At 70.0% G+C, this 13,092-nt stretch carries 14 protein-coding genes; 6 read left to right on the top strand and 8 right to left on the bottom strand.

Annotated elements, in window-relative coordinates:
- Positions 1 to 23: 23 nt before the first annotated feature.
- Positions 24 to 1,115, top strand: coding sequence for a citrate synthase/methylcitrate synthase (locus R4823_RS00655; protein ID WP_338617049.1), 1,092 nt, complete (start codon positions 24 to 26; stop codon positions 1,113 to 1,115).
- Positions 1,116 to 1,299: 184 nt separating this feature from the next.
- Positions 1,300 to 2,538, top strand: a complete 1,239-nt coding sequence (gene speE / locus R4823_RS00650; RefSeq protein ID WP_132979693.1) for a polyamine aminopropyltransferase — start codon at positions 1,300 to 1,302, stop codon at positions 2,536 to 2,538.
- A gap of 18 nt (positions 2,539 to 2,556) precedes the next feature.
- On the opposite strand, the gene R4823_RS00645 is transcribed toward speE, so the two are convergent.
- The 4 genes from R4823_RS00645 to R4823_RS00630 all read right to left on the bottom strand — a co-directional run bounded on the left by R4823_RS00645 (position 2,557) and on the right by R4823_RS00630 (position 5,834).
- On the bottom strand, positions 2,557 to 3,447 hold the full coding sequence (locus R4823_RS00645; protein WP_338617048.1) for a tripartite tricarboxylate transporter substrate-binding protein: 891 nt from the start codon (positions 3,445 to 3,447) through the stop codon (positions 2,557 to 2,559).
- A gap of 80 nt (positions 3,448 to 3,527) precedes the next feature.
- The gene (locus R4823_RS00640) at positions 3,528 to 4,298 is read right to left on the bottom strand and encodes a hypothetical protein (RefSeq protein ID WP_338617047.1); all 771 of its coding nucleotides are present in this window, start codon (positions 4,296 to 4,298) and stop codon (positions 3,528 to 3,530) included.
- Between the two features lie 95 nt (positions 4,299 to 4,393).
- Positions 4,394 to 4,738: a MarR family winged helix-turn-helix transcriptional regulator gene (locus R4823_RS00635; RefSeq protein ID WP_087838926.1), complete on the bottom strand. Its 345-nt coding sequence runs from the start codon at positions 4,736 to 4,738 to the stop codon at positions 4,394 to 4,396.
- A gap of 151 nt (positions 4,739 to 4,889) precedes the next feature.
- Complete coding sequence (locus R4823_RS00630; protein WP_243724502.1) at positions 4,890 to 5,834, bottom strand: LysR family transcriptional regulator; 945 nt, start codon at positions 5,832 to 5,834, stop codon at positions 4,890 to 4,892.
- Between the two features lie 96 nt (positions 5,835 to 5,930).
- Between R4823_RS00630 and R4823_RS00625 the strand changes: the two genes are divergently transcribed.
- The 4 genes from R4823_RS00625 to R4823_RS00610 are packed head-to-tail and all read left to right on the top strand — an operon-like array spanning position 5,931 to position 9,128.
- A complete protein-coding gene (locus tag R4823_RS00625; RefSeq protein ID WP_087838927.1) occupies positions 5,931 to 6,569 on the top strand; it encodes an HAD-IA family hydrolase in 639 nt (212 codons plus the stop codon).
- A 42-nt stretch (positions 6,570 to 6,611) separates the two neighbouring features.
- Complete coding sequence (locus R4823_RS00620; RefSeq protein ID WP_338617046.1) at positions 6,612 to 7,589, top strand: tripartite tricarboxylate transporter substrate-binding protein; 978 nt, start codon at positions 6,612 to 6,614, stop codon at positions 7,587 to 7,589.
- A gap of 13 nt (positions 7,590 to 7,602) precedes the next feature.
- The gene (locus tag R4823_RS00615) at positions 7,603 to 8,736 is read left to right on the top strand and encodes a DSD1 family PLP-dependent enzyme (protein ID WP_132979689.1); all 1,134 of its coding nucleotides are present in this window, start codon (positions 7,603 to 7,605) and stop codon (positions 8,734 to 8,736) included.
- Positions 8,736 to 9,128, top strand: coding sequence for a RidA family protein (locus R4823_RS00610; RefSeq protein WP_338617045.1), 393 nt, complete (start codon positions 8,736 to 8,738; stop codon positions 9,126 to 9,128). The genes R4823_RS00615 and R4823_RS00610 overlap by 1 nt, the downstream gene beginning before the upstream one ends.
- A 7-nt stretch (positions 9,129 to 9,135) precedes the next feature.
- Here R4823_RS00610 and R4823_RS00605 read toward each other — a convergent pair whose 3' ends face one another.
- From R4823_RS00605 to R4823_RS00590, 4 genes are read right to left on the bottom strand one after another with little or no spacing between them, the layout of a single operon-like run.
- Positions 9,136 to 10,125, bottom strand: a complete 990-nt coding sequence (locus R4823_RS00605; protein ID WP_338617044.1) for a tripartite tricarboxylate transporter substrate binding protein — start codon at positions 10,123 to 10,125, stop codon at positions 9,136 to 9,138.
- A gap of 53 nt (positions 10,126 to 10,178) precedes the next feature.
- On the bottom strand, positions 10,179 to 11,282 hold the full coding sequence (locus tag R4823_RS00600; protein WP_338617043.1) for a cupin domain-containing protein: 1,104 nt from the start codon (positions 11,280 to 11,282) through the stop codon (positions 10,179 to 10,181).
- A 40-nt stretch (positions 11,283 to 11,322) separates the two neighbouring features.
- Entirely contained in the window at positions 11,323 to 12,054 is a 732-nt protein-coding gene (locus R4823_RS00595) for an alpha/beta hydrolase (RefSeq protein WP_132979686.1), read from the bottom strand.
- A gap of 56 nt (positions 12,055 to 12,110) precedes the next feature.
- Entirely contained in the window at positions 12,111 to 13,061 is a 951-nt protein-coding gene (locus tag R4823_RS00590; RefSeq protein WP_132979685.1) for a LysR family transcriptional regulator, read from the bottom strand.
- Positions 13,062 to 13,092 lie beyond the last annotated feature (31 nt).

Genomic DNA, 13,092 nt, shown 5'->3' with positions numbered 1-13,092 from the left:
ATCCAGCCAGCAACAAGGAGAGCATGATGACGATTGGTCTGGATGATGTGATTGCGGCGGAAACGGTGCTGTCGGACGTGGACGGCCTACAGGGCAGGCTGGTCATGCGGGGCCGCTCGCTGGACGACCTTGCCGGGCACGCCGGCTATGAGGCGGTGATGGCGCTGCTGTTCGACGGATTCTTCGAGCGCGCCCCGGCCTCGTGGCAGGCGGCGCTGGGCGCGGCGCGCCGGGAAGTGTTCGAACATCTGTCCTTCGCCGATCCGGCGTTGGTCGCTCAGGAGCCCATCGACGCGATGCGCGCCCTGACCGCCAGGATCGCCGATGGCGACGGACCCGCGACCGCGCTGCGGCTGGTGGCGGCGCCGGCGGTGTTCACGGCCGGCCTGGTCCGGCTGCGCAAGGGCCTGCGTCCCATTCCTCCGGATGCCAGCCTCGGCCACGCCGCCGACATCCTGCGCATGGCCGGACTTCCCGCGGAGCCTCTGCAGGCCCGCGCGCTGGACACGTACCTGGTCACCGTGGCCGATCATGGCCTGAACGCATCCACGTTCGCGAGCCGGGTCGTCGCATCCACCCGCGCCGGGCTGGTGTCGTCGGTGCTGGCGGCCATCAGCGCCCTGAAGGGCCCCTTGCACGGCGGCGCGCCCGGACCCGTGCTGGACATGCTCGATGCCATCGAACGAGCGGACCATGCGCGCGCATGGCTGGAGGCCGCGCTGGACCGCGGGGACAGGCTGATGGGCTTCGGACACCGGGTCTATCGGGTCCGCGATCCGCGCGCCGACGCGCTCAAGTCCGCCTTGGGCCCGCTGCTCCAGGACGGCCGCGCCGACCGCGAACGCGCCGCGCTCGCGCAGGCGATCGAAGCGGCGGCCCTGGATACGCTGCGCCGGCGCAAGCCAGGCCGGACCCTGGAGACGAACGTGGAGTTCTACACCGCGCTGCTCCTGGATGCGCTGGGATTCCAACGCGACACCTTCACCTGCGTCTTCGCGATGGGACGCGTCGCCGGATGGATCGCGCATGCGCGCGAGCAGGCCTCGACGGGACGCTTGATCCGCCCGCAGTCCCGCTACGTGGGCCCGCCGGTAGGCGAGGCGCAAGAACGCTGACGCATGGACCTCGCGGCTCCTCGTCTCGCGCATCCTGGTGGGTTGGGGTAGACTCGGCCATTTTGCCCAGCCGTTCCGCAAGGAACGGGCCGTTGTCACTCGAATCGGAGGCCATTGGTCTTCCGGGCTTTCGTTGTGCCCATCCCCTTGGTCGCAAGACTCTTTTCCAAGGAGCATCGACACCATGCAAGGCCTGCACCTTACCGCAGATCTTTATCACTGCGCCTGCGAGTCCGCCCTGATGACGGACGCCGACACGCTGGCGCGCCTTTGCCGCCGCCACACGCTCGAAGCCGGCCTTACGCTGGTCGACGAAAAGTGGCACACCTTCCCCGACTTCCAGGGCCAGCCCGGCGGCGTGACGGGCATGCTGCTGCTGGCCGAATCGCACCTGGCCGTCCATACCTGGCCGGAACGAAACGGCGTGACGCTGGACGTCTATGTCTGCAACTTCCAGGAAGACAATTCGCGCAAGGCCGAGGCCCTCATGAAGGCCATCGTGGAAGCCTTCCGGCCGAGCGACATGCAGCGCCAGCATCTGAACCGCGGCGACGTCGACGGGCCCGCGGACGCGGGCGAACTGGTGCTCGAGGACGTGGCCGGCCAGGCGTATTTCGGCTTCCGGTTCGAGCGCCGCATCCTCAACCGTCAGACCGCGTACCAAAGACTGGAACTGCTGGAGTCGGCAACGCTGGGCCGCACGCTGCGACTGGACGGACGCTACATGACGTCCGAGGCCGAGGAATTCTTCTATCACGAAGCCCTGGTGCATCCGGCCGCCACGGCGCATCCCGCGCCCCGGAACGCCCTGATCATAGGCGGAGGCGACGGCGGCGCGCTGGAGGAATTGCTCAAGCACCGCGGCATCGAACGCGTCACGCTGGTCGACCTGGACGGCGAGGTCATCGACGCGGCACGCCGCTACCTCGAGAAGATCCATCGGGGCGCCCTGGACGATCCACGCGCCACGGTGCTGGTCGAGGACGGCGTTGCCTTTCTCGCACGCACGTCCGACCGCTACGACCTGATCCTGCTGGACCTGACCGATCCGGACACGCCGGCCGGCCCGCTCTACACGCCCGGATTCTTCCGCCGCTGCAAGCACGCCCTCGCGCCCGGGGGGGCGCTGGTGCTGCACATGGGCTCGCCCTTCCACCAGCCGGAGCAGGTTCGCGAGCTTTGCGGCACGCTGCGCGGCCAGTTCGCGCACGTGCGGCCCTACGGCGTGCACATCCCGTTGTACGGCACGTACTGGGGCCTGGCGGTGGCGTCGGATGCGCTGGACCCGGACACGGTGCCGGGCGAGACGATCCACGCCCGCCTGGAGGAACGCCGGATCGGCGACCTGGAGTACTACAACGCGCGGGTGCACGGCGCGCTGTTCGCGCTGCCGAACTTCTACCGCCGGCTTACCGCGAACTGAGCCGCGCGCTGGCGCCCGTCATTGCTTGACCCACCCCGAGGCGGCAATGATGGGCTCCCATTGCTCCAGCTCCGCCGCAATGCGCTGCCGCAAGGCCGACGGCGAGCCCGGCCGGGGATCGAACACCACCGCCGCCATGCGCTCGCGCACCTTGGGCACGTCCAGAGCCTTGTTCAACGCGGCGTTGTACCGGGCGATCAGCGGTTGCGGCGTTCCGGCCGGCGCGAACAGGCCGACCCAGAAATCCAGCCGCAGCGGATAGCCCGACTCGGCGGCCGTGGGGATCTCGGACAGCAGCCCGGAGCGGCGCTCGCCCGTCACGGCGATCACGCGCAGCTTGCCGGCGCGATGGAACTCCAGGAAATCGCCCAGCGCCGTGATGCCCGCCGCGATGTGCCCGCCGGCCAGGTCCTGGACCATGGGCACCGAACCGCGATAGGGCACCGCGGACAGCGGCAGTTTCTGCGACCTCGCCAGCGCGTCCAGCTGGAATTGCGGCTTGCTGCCAGGCGCGGACACGCCCACGCCGCCCGACGCCGGATGGGCCTGCACGTAGCGCATCAGGCCGGGCAAGTCCTTGATGCCGCTAGCCTGGCTGACGGCCAGCGCGCCCGCGTAGTCGGCCACCATGCCGACCGGCGCGAAATCCGTCCGGCTGTCGAAGCCGGGCCTGGCCACGGTCAGTGGCACGATGACGGCGGTGTGGTCGGGCGCGACCATCAGCGTGCGGCCATCCGGCGCGGCACGCTTGAGCGCCTGGGCCGCCAGTTGTCCGCCGGCGCCGGCCAGGGTCTCGACCACCACGGGCACTCCCAGGTCGCCCTGCATCTGCTCGGCCACCAGCCGCGCGACCACGTCTATGGTGCCACCGGCGGGAAAGCCGACCAGTATCCTGACCGGCCCCGGCACCTCGGGGCCGGCGGCCGCGACGGCTCAAGGCACCGCCAGCAGGGTCGTGGCAAGCAGGTGACGCAATGCGCGCAGCGATTTCATGAGGCACTCCGGGTGGATGACAGCAGCACCTGGCGCGACACACGCCGGGCATCGACTTCTATCTCGATGTCGCGCACCGGCGGCCGTACCCAGTGCCATTCCAGCCCGCCCGCCAGCAGGCCGCGGCGCGCGAACTCCGACGCGATGGCCGGATACAGGTCATGGACGGTGTACAGGTTCATGCCCGTGACATCGTGCGCCGACACCCCCAGCGCGTCGAATCGCGATTGCAGGTCGCCCAGCGCGAAGCGCAGCTTGTCGAGCAACGCGTCGGGCGAGGTTTCCCCCAGCCGCACGATGCTTGCGCGGTAGTTGGGCCGGTCCGGGCATTCGGCCGCGCCCGAGGTCACGAAGTCGGGCGGACCCTCCGTTTGCGCGGACACGGTATAGCTGAACGCGTAGAAACCCGGTTCGGCGGGCGCGTCGACCTCCGGTATCAGGTTGCAGCGCGCGACGGGATTGGCCTCGTCCTTGAAAAGCCCCCATTCGGCCAGCGGCTGCACGTAGCGGCGATTGAAGGCGATGAACTCGGGCTCGCTCATGGGCGCGGGCGAGCGCAGTTCGCAGGCGCAGAGCGCGGCAGGCGGCCGGCCCACGGCGGCCAGGTGGTCGCGGATGCGGGCGAAGCCCTCGGCCAGCGGCACCGGCCGGGCAAAGCGCGCGCGCTCGATGACATGGCCCGCGTCGGCGATGACGGCGGCGCTGTACTGGAATCCCCCTGGCAGGTAGCGGTAGTTGCCGGGAGCGAATGCAATGAGTTCCGCCATGGATGCGAGCCCTTCGTCGAAGACATGCGATGCCGCATTTAATACGAATACGTAGTTTCTTGCGATCAGGAAAATCCCGGAAACGCCGGCGGCTGCTAGTCGTCGAAACCCAACATCTTGCGCAGCAGGGCGGTAAGCTGTTCGCGTTCGTCCTTGTCCAGCCGCTGGGCCAGCCGGGCCTGGTAGCGGGGTGCGACCGCGACCGAGGCCGCCATGACCTCGCGGCCGGTTTCCGTCAGGTCCAGGCAGAAGGTTCGCCGGTCGGTTTCCGAGCGGCGGCGGACCAGGTAGCCCTTGGCGGCGGTGCGCGCCACGAGATCGCTGCACGTGTTCAAGTCCAGCCCGATGGCCTGCGCGACCTGGCTTTGCGAGGCGCCGGGCATCTGGTGGACGGCCACCAGCAGCGCCATCTGGCGTGACGTCGCGCCCTCGTCGGACATGCTGGCGAACAGCGCCTCGGCCTCGAAATGGGCGCGGCGCAGCAGATGGGGGAGATGGCGGCGCAGGTCGAAATGCTTGGGGGATTTCAGGGCGGGCCTCCGGGTGGCAATGCGCAGGCATTGTAGAGGACGGGTCCGGGCGTTCGCGCCGTCATGCCGCGCGCCATGGCGGCCGGGGCCGGAAGGCCTTCTTCAGCATGTCGACGAACAAGCGGGCCCGTGCCGAGGCGATGCGCGACTGCGGCACCAGCGCCGTCACGTCGGCGTCGGGCAGCCGATGACGCGGCAGCAACGCCACCAGCGATCCGTCGGCCACCGCGGAGGCGACGTCCCATTCCGAGCGCACCATGATGCCCCGCCCGGCCAGGCACCACTGGCGGATGACTTCGCCGTCGTTGCTTTCCATGGCCGGATGCACGCGCACCGTGTGCAGGCGGGGTTCGCCCCTGCCTTCGCGCTGGGTGAAGCGCCACAACGTCACGTCCTCGTCGTTCTCGCGCAGCACCAGGCAGGCGTGGCGCGCCAGGTCGGCAGGACTGTCGATGGGGGGCGCGCCGCGCAGATAGGCCGGCGCGGCGCACAGGATGCGCCGGTTGGGCGCGAGGCGGTGCGCCACCCAGCGCGAATCGGGCATCTCGCCGATGCTGACCAGCACATCGAAGGCATCGCGTCCGTGCACGGGCTGGCTGGGCAGCATGAGGTTGTCGGACAGAAAGAGCTGGACCTCGACCTGCGGATGGCTGGCTCGAAACGCATCCAGCAGCGGCGCGAGATGCCGGCGGCCGAAACCGAACGGCCCATGCACCTTCAGCTTGCCCGCCACCACCTGGCTGCGCTGCTGCAAGGCTTCCTCGATGGCCTGCATGCGTTCGATGACTCCGGTGGCATGCTGGGCCAGCAGGTGTCCCTCGTGCGTCAGCTGCAGGCGGCGCGTGGTGCGCATTGCCAGCCGCACGCCCAGCCGCGCCTCGAGCTGGCCGAGGCGCTTGGTGACCGCGGGCGGAGTGACGTTCTCCTCGCGCGCCAGGGCGGCCAAGCTGCCTACCCGGTCCAGCGCCAGGACGAAGCGCAGGTCGTCGATGTCCAACTTCATCATTAACCTTTTGGTGAATGAAGAAATTCTATTCCATTAACCACAGATGACCTTGGGGCTCCTACACTGGCCATCACTCACCGACCTTGCCTGACTGCCATGACCCGCCAATACGACTTCGTCCTGTTCGACCTACTGACCGCGCTGCTGGACTCCTGGACGCTGTGGAACAGCGCCGCCGGCGGCGAGGAAGCGGGCCGCGCCTGGCGCGCCGCCTACCTGAAGCGAACCTATGCCTGCGGCGCCTACCGTCCCTACGAAACCCTGGTGCGGGAAGCCGCGGCCGAGACCGGCCTGCCGCTGGCCGTCGCCGACGCGCTGGAGGAACGCTGGTCCGAACTCGCCCCCTGGGACGGCGTGGCGACGGTGCTGGAAAGCCTGCGCGGCACGCACCGCCTGGGCGTGGTGACCAATTGCTCGGAACGGCTGGGCCACCTGGCCGCCGGCCTCCTGAACGTTCCCATGGACGTGGTCGTGACCTCGGAACGGGCCGGCTACTACAAGCCCGATCCCCGCCCCTACCGCATGGCGTTGCAGGAACTGGGCGCCCGGCCCGGCAACACGCTATTCGTGGCCGGGTCGGGCTACGACCTCTTCGGCACCTCGGCTGTCGGCATGGACACCTTCTGGCACAACCGCGTGGGCCTGGCGCTGCCCGACGGCGCGCCGGCCGCGCGCCAGGAAGCGCACGGCATCCTGCCGGTGCTGGAACTCGCCAACAGCCCCCGGCGCGGCTGACAACCCCAACGCCGCCGGACCTTTCCCCTTCCAGGAGTCCCCATGAGAATCGCCGCCATCGCCGCGGGGGCGCTGTTCGCGCTCGCCGCCACCTCTTCCGCCCGCGCCCAGGCCTGGCCCGAGAAACCCATCACCCTGATCATGCCCTTCCCCGCGGGCGGTCCCAGCGACGCGCTGGGGCGGGCCGTGGCGGCCAAGCTGGGGCCTCGGCTGGGCGTCTCGGTCGTGGTCGAGAACGTCGGCGGCGCAGGCGGCTCGATCGGCATGCAGAAGCTGGCGCGCGCCGCCGCCGACGGCTATACCATAGGCTTCGGCACCATAGGCACGCATGCGGCCAACATGATCATGTATCGCAAGCCGCTGTACGACGCACGCAAGGATTTCGAACCCCTGGGCCAGGTCGGGTCGGCCCCGCTGTTGCTGCTGGTCAAGCAGAGCCTGCCGGTCAACGACTTCCCGCAGTTCGCCGACTACCTCCAGGCCCACAAGACCACGATGTCGTACGGCAGCGCGGGCGTAGGCTCGATCGCGCACCTGGCCTGCCTGCTGCTGCTGAGCGACATGAAGGCCGAAGTCATGCACGTGCCCTACAAGGGCGTGGCGCCCGCCATGACCGGACTGATGGGTGGCGAGACCGACTTCATGTGCGACCAGACCACCACCTCGCTGGCTCAAGCGGCCAGCGGACGCGTGCGCGCCGTGGCCGTGCTGACGCGCGAACCCTTCCCCGGCCTGCCCAAGGTCGCCACGGCGCAAAGCAGCGGCAGGACCACCATCGACTTCCGCTCGTGGAACGCGCTGTTCGCGCCCCGCGGCACGCCACCCGCCATCGTGGACAAGCTCAACGCCGCCATCAACGACGCCCTGGCCGACCCCGCGCTGGTCAGGCAGATGCGCGACGTGGGCGTGGAATTCCCCGCCCGCGCCGACAATACGCCCGGCCACCTCGCCCGGCTGGTGGACAGCGAGATCGCCCGCCTGCGCCCCATACTCGAGGCCAAGAACGTCTATATCGATTGAACCCAGGCACATCATGCAACTGAACGAGCTCGAAACCCCGGTCCTGGTGCTGGACCGGAACAGGATGGACCGCAACATCGCGCGGCTGCGCGAGCGGCTGGCTCCCTTCGGAGTCGCGCTGCGGCCGCACGTCAAGACCAACAAGTCCGCCGACGTCGCTCGGCGCCTGGGTCCGCCCGGCACACCCATCACCGTCTCCACGCTGAAGGAAGCCGAGTACTTCCTGGACCACGGCTGGACCGACATCCTCTATGCCGTCGGCATAGCCCCTTCCAAGCTGCCCCACGTGGAGCGCCTGGCGCGGCGGGGAGCCAGGCTGACGCTCATCCTGGACAACGCCGAGGCGGCGGTGGCCACCAGCGCCTACGCGCGCGACCACGGGCTGGAACTGCCCGTGCTGGTCGAGATCGATACCGACGGACACCGGTCCGGCGTCAAACCCGAGGACCCGGCGCTGCTGGAGATCGCCGCCCGCCTGTCCGGACGCGAAGGCGAAGGGGCCTGGGTCGCGGGCGTGCTGGCCCATGCCGGCGATTCCTACAACTGCCGCTCCACCGACGCCATCGTCGCCATGGCCGAGCAGGAGCGCGCGGGGGCGGTCCGGGCCGCGCAGCGCCTGCGCGAGGCCGGCCACGCGGCGCCGGTGGTCAGCGTGGGCAGCACCCCCACCGCGCATTTCGCGCGCTCGCTGGACGGCATCACCGAAGTGCGGGCCGGCGTGTTCGTGTTCTTCGACCTGGTCATGAACGGCCTGGGCGTCTGCCGGACCGACGACATCGCCCTGTCCGTGCTGTGCACCGTGATCGGCCATCAAGAGGAAAAGGGCTGGCTGATCACCGACGCGGGCTGGATGGCCATGTCGCGCGACCGCGGCACGGCCCGGCAACCGGTGGACCAGGGCTATGGCCTGGTGTGCGACCTGGATGGCAAGCCGCTGCAGGACCTGATCATGATCGATGCGAACCAGGAACACGGCATCGTCCGTCACCGCGCCGACCCCGCCGCCACGCCCATGCTGCCGGTGGGCACCCTGCTGCGCATCCTGCCCAACCACGCCTGCGCCACCGCCGCCCAGCACGGCGCCTATGCCGTGGTGGCGGGAGACACCCGCGTCGAGGCCCGCTGGCCGCGCTTCGGAGGATGGTGATGGGCGAGGTCGCGTCTCCGGCCGTGGCGGGTCTTGCCGCGCCGCGCGGCCATTACTCGCACGTGGCCACGGGCGGTGGCCTGGCCTTCGTATCGGGACAACTGCCGCTGGACGCCTCGGGCGAACCGCGCGCCGACCTGCCGCTGGGCGAGCAGGCCGCCCTGACCCTGCGCAACGTCGAAGCCGCGCTGGCCGCGGCGGGCTGCGGCTGGCGCGACGTGATGAAGGTCACCGTCTACCTGGCCGGGGTGGAACATTGGCCGGCCTTCGACCAGGCCTATCGCCAGGTGCTGGGCGATGCGCGGCCGGCGCGGGCGGTCGTTCCCGTGCCGGCGCTGCACTATGGCGTGCTGGTGGAGGTCGAGGCCGTGGCGCTGCGGCCCGCGCCATAGCCGTCCTTCAATCCAGCACGATATTGGCCTCGGCCGCGATCCGGCGGAACTTCGCGATGTCCTGCACGACCTGCCTGGCCAGGACATCGGCCGGTTCATACTGCACGTTCAGCCCGATGTCGTAGGCCTTGGCGCGGAAGGCCTCGTCCCTGGCCAAGGCCTGCGTGGCGCGCGCCAGCCGCTCCACCACGGCGGGCGGCGTGCCGGCCGGCGCCATCAAACCTTGCCACCAGGTCATGTCGTAACCCTTCAGGCCCGCCTCGTCCACCGTGGGCACGCCGGGCAGGCGCGGATCGCGCGCGATCCCGGTGGTGGCGATGGCCTTGACCTTGCCCGCATCGACGTAGGGCTTGGCCGCGCCGTCGTGGGTACAGCTGACCTGCCCGGCGATCACGTCCTGCAGCGCCGGGCCGCTGCCGCGATAGGGCACGTGCACGATCTTCACGCCGGCCATCACGTTGAACAGCTCGCTGGAGAAATGGTTGCCCGTGCCCGGACCGGCGCTGGCATAGCTCAGCTTGCCCGGATGGTCCTTGGCGTAGGCCACGAGCTCGGCCACGGTATTGGCCGGCACCGAAGGGTGGCAGACGATGGTGCTGGCATACCAGAACAGCTTGGCGATGGGCGTGAAGTCCTTGACCGGATCGAACGGCAGCGAGGCGGCCGTGGCCGGCAGGGTGCCATGCGTGATGGAATTGGCGTACAGCAGGGTATAGCCGTCGGGCGCGGCGCGCGCCGCTTCCGACGCCCCGATGCGCGTGCCGCCGCCGCCCTTGTTCTCCACGTACACCGTCTGGCCCAGCAGCTCGCCCAGCTTCTGCGCGACCAGCCGCGCGGAAACGTCGGTCACGCCGCCCGGTGCATAGGGCACGATCAGCTTGATGGGCTTGGCCGGATACGGCTGGGCATCCGCCCGTCCGGCGGCCAGCGCCAGGCCCGCCGCGAACAACGCGGCCAGGTGCCGCCTGCGTCCCGGCACGACAAGTCCTTGCTTCATCTCCACTCCTCCTTTGCCGCGCGGCCTCTCTGCGGAGGCTGGCGGATCATGGTTCAGGCGCGTTCGGCGTCGAACGTGATGTTGACCTTGCGGAAGGCCTCGACCACCTCGGGGCCGAAGCGCCGGCTCAACTCCTTCCCCACCTCGGGGGAATAGACGACGGTATCGCTCATCCGCTCCTGCCCCTGGATGATGACGAACAGCCGCGCGGTCTCCTTGCCCGTGTTGCGAAAGGACCGCATCGCGCCGGTGGGCACGCCGACCAGGTCGAAAGCGCGCACCGGCAGGCGATACTCGTCCTCGAATCCCCAGGTGATGTCCCATTCGCCGTCCAGCACGAAGAACGATTCCTGCGTGTCGAAATGCGCATGCGGCAACGGCCCGTCGTCCGGTACGCATTCGGCGATCGCCACGTACAGGCCGGGGCCGCCCTTGAGCGGCGCATCCTGCGAGCGGCCGACGTGTCCCTCCGGCACCAGCAGCGGGAACACCGAACTGGCGGTCAGCCATTCGGTGGCCTCGGCGGGGATGGCGCTGCGCGCGTTCAGGGCGCGCTTGTACGGCACCAGCGTGGCGAAGCGCGTCACGCGCTGCGCCATCATGTCCGGATCGACCTCTCGTCCCCGCCCCGGCTCGACGCGCGCATTCAGCGCGGCCAGTTCCCGCGCATCGACCGCCGTGGGCAACGGCCCGGGGAATACCGCGGGATAGGCGCAATCGGGTTCGCCGTTGAGCAGCAGCAGCGCTTTGGCGCCGTCCGCGCCATGGCAGGAAACCTCGTGCAGCACGTCGGCGGGTATCGACAGCATGTCGAAGCGTCCTAGGCGGATCTCGTGCGTCAGGTCGGGGCCGAAGCGCACGCGCAGCGTGCCCGCCAGGCACAGGATGTTCTCCATGGCGTCGGGGTTGCGATAGGGCAGCGAGCCGCGGCCCGCCTCCCACGCCGCATAGCCTGTGCAGGCTCGGGCGGGGCTGGGCACGCGGGGCTCGGCGAAGCGGCCGTGCGTGTTGCGGGCCCCCATCAAGGCCACCAGCTGCCCGCCCCACAGCGCCCGCACGGCGTCGGCACGCGCGCCTTCGCGCTCCGCGCCGGCATAGTCGTCGAACCGCGCCGTGCGGGCGCCCATGGCTTCGTACGAGACATCCAGGGTTTTCATCCAGGCTCCATCGAAAGGGAATAGGGCCGGCCACGGCCGGCTAACAGGCGGCGCGCAGCCGCGAGACGAGAAAGGCGGCGGCATCGTCCAGCCTCTCTCCGGAAAGTTCCAGGTGGGGGCCCGGGTAGGCCACCAGCCGCTTGTCCTGGCTGCCCAGCGCGTCGAACAATTCGGCCACGCCCGCGCGGTCGAAGACCTCGTCGTCCCACTGCTGGGTGAACCAGACCGGGATGCGCAGTCGCCGCGCGGCGGGTGCCAGGTGCTCGCTGGCGGGATACGAAGCGCCCCACAACCCCAGCACGGCAGCGCGCACCCGTCCGTCCGCGGCCAGGTAGGGCAATCCGTAGGCCGTGCCCATGGAAACGCCGATGTAGCCCACGGGCCGGCCCGCCAGCGCCGGCCACGCCAGCAGGGCATCCAGGAAGGCGCGCCAGTCGGCCGTCATGCCGTCGCGCGCGAAACCCTCGCGCCACGCGGCGCGGAAATCGGCCTTCGCCTTGCCCGGATCGCGCGAGCCGTCGGCGCGGCGCTCGCCATGCACCGGGCCGTCGATGGCGGCGACCGCATAGCCCTCGGGCAACAGGCGGTCGCGAATGGCGAGCACGGCCGCCGATTCCTTGTGGCCACTGCCGCCATGACAGGCCAGGACCAGCCCGGCGCAACCGGCTTCGGGCAGCCAGGCGATGCCCGGCACGGCGCGGCCCTGGACGGCAAGCCGCAGCCGCTCTTCCCGCCACGGACGGTCCACAGGAGAAATCAGGTGATCTTGCATGCCGGCGATTACAGCAAGCCGGCCCCGCGCGGCACAATCGCGCGCCGCCGATACCGCTATTGAGGACCGTCGATCGCCGCGTCCTGCCGCAGCTGCGCGGCCACGTCGCGCATCACGCCTCGCAGCCAGATATGCGCGGGCTCGCGGTGCACGCGCTCGTGCCACAGCATGCTCAGGTCGGCGCGATCGGTGTCGAAGGGCAGGGGCAGTATCTGCAGCGGCAGGGTGCGCGCCGCGTCGCAGGCGATGCGCTGGGGCACGATGGCCAGCATGTCGGTCACCGCCACGACATCGGCCGACAGCAGCACGTTGGGCACCCGCAGTCCCACGTCGCGGGCCAGGCCGCGCCGCTCCAGGATGTCGTCCACCATGACCTCGATGGTCGGATAGGGCACCGGCCCCGTCCCCCACACCACGTGCGGATAGGCCAGGAACTGCTCGAGCGTGAGCGAGCCCCGGATGCCGGCGTGGCCGGCCGCGGCGATGCAGACGATGCTCTGCGGATACAGTACGGTCTGGTGCAGGTCCTGCGGCACCTGGCGGACATAGCCGATGACGAGATCGCCTTCGGCGTCGCGCAGGTACTCGTGGGTACGGCGGATGTCCACCGGCCGCGAGGTGAAGCGCAGCCGCGGCGCCTCGCGCCGGGCGCGGGCCATCAGGCCCGGCAGGAACTGGCGCGCCACGCCCTCGGACGCCAGGATGCGGAAATGCCCCTCGGCCACCGCGGGCACGAACTCGTCGGTGCCGCGCGTGGCCGCATCGATCAGCTCCAGCGCCTCGTGCACCTTGCGCGCGAGCTCCATGCCTCGCGCGGTGGGCTCCATGCCCGACGAGGTCTTGACCAGCAGCGGGTCGTGGAAGATCTCGCGCAGCCGGGCCAGCGCGCTCGACATGGCCGACTGGCCGATGCCCACCCGCTCGGCCGCGCGCGTCACGTGCCGCTCGCGCATCAGGGCGTCGAGATAGGTCAGCAGCTGGAGGTTGATTCGCTTGTGGTCGGACATGCGGCTGGGGTGTTCCGGATCCGGGAACCGG

Source organism: Pigmentiphaga sp. CHJ604, from assembly GCF_036972535.1.
GTDB classification, from domain to species: domain Bacteria; phylum Pseudomonadota; class Gammaproteobacteria; order Burkholderiales; family Burkholderiaceae_B; genus Pigmentiphaga; species Pigmentiphaga daeguensis.
The sequence above is the reverse complement of the archived record's forward strand: the minus strand, read 5'-3'. Positions and strand labels throughout refer to the sequence as shown.

Bases quoted from the DNA above. Each gene is read 5' to 3' on its own strand.
- R4823_RS00655 (WP_338617049.1), top strand. From the start codon at position 24: ATGATGACGATTGGTCTGGATGATGTGATTGCGGCGGAAACGGTGCTG.
- speE (WP_132979693.1), top strand. From the start codon at position 1,300: ATGCAAGGCCTGCACCTTACCGCAGATCTTTATCACTGCGCCTGCGAG.
- R4823_RS00640 (WP_338617047.1), bottom strand. From the start codon at position 4,298: ATGGCGGAACTCATTGCATTCGCTCCCGGCAACTACCGCTACCTGCCA.
- R4823_RS00635 (WP_087838926.1), bottom strand. From the start codon at position 4,738: ATGTCCGACGAGGGCGCGACGTCACGCCAGATGGCGCTGCTGGTGGCC.
- R4823_RS00630 (WP_243724502.1), bottom strand. From the start codon at position 5,834: ATGATGAAGTTGGACATCGACGACCTGCGCTTCGTCCTGGCGCTGGAC.
- R4823_RS00625 (WP_087838927.1), top strand. From the start codon at position 5,931: ATGACCCGCCAATACGACTTCGTCCTGTTCGACCTACTGACCGCGCTG.
- R4823_RS00620 (WP_338617046.1), top strand. From the start codon at position 6,612: ATGAGAATCGCCGCCATCGCCGCGGGGGCGCTGTTCGCGCTCGCCGCC.
- R4823_RS00615 (WP_132979689.1), top strand. From the start codon at position 7,603: ATGCAACTGAACGAGCTCGAAACCCCGGTCCTGGTGCTGGACCGGAAC.
- R4823_RS00610 (WP_338617045.1), top strand. From the start codon at position 8,736: ATGGGCGAGGTCGCGTCTCCGGCCGTGGCGGGTCTTGCCGCGCCGCGC.
- R4823_RS00605 (WP_338617044.1), bottom strand. From the start codon at position 10,125: ATGAAGCAAGGACTTGTCGTGCCGGGACGCAGGCGGCACCTGGCCGCG.
- R4823_RS00600 (WP_338617043.1), bottom strand. From the start codon at position 11,282: ATGAAAACCCTGGATGTCTCGTACGAAGCCATGGGCGCCCGCACGGCG.
- R4823_RS00595 (WP_132979686.1), bottom strand. From the start codon at position 12,054: ATGCAAGATCACCTGATTTCTCCTGTGGACCGTCCGTGGCGGGAAGAG.
- R4823_RS00590 (WP_132979685.1), bottom strand. From the start codon at position 13,061: ATGTCCGACCACAAGCGAATCAACCTCCAGCTGCTGACCTATCTCGAC.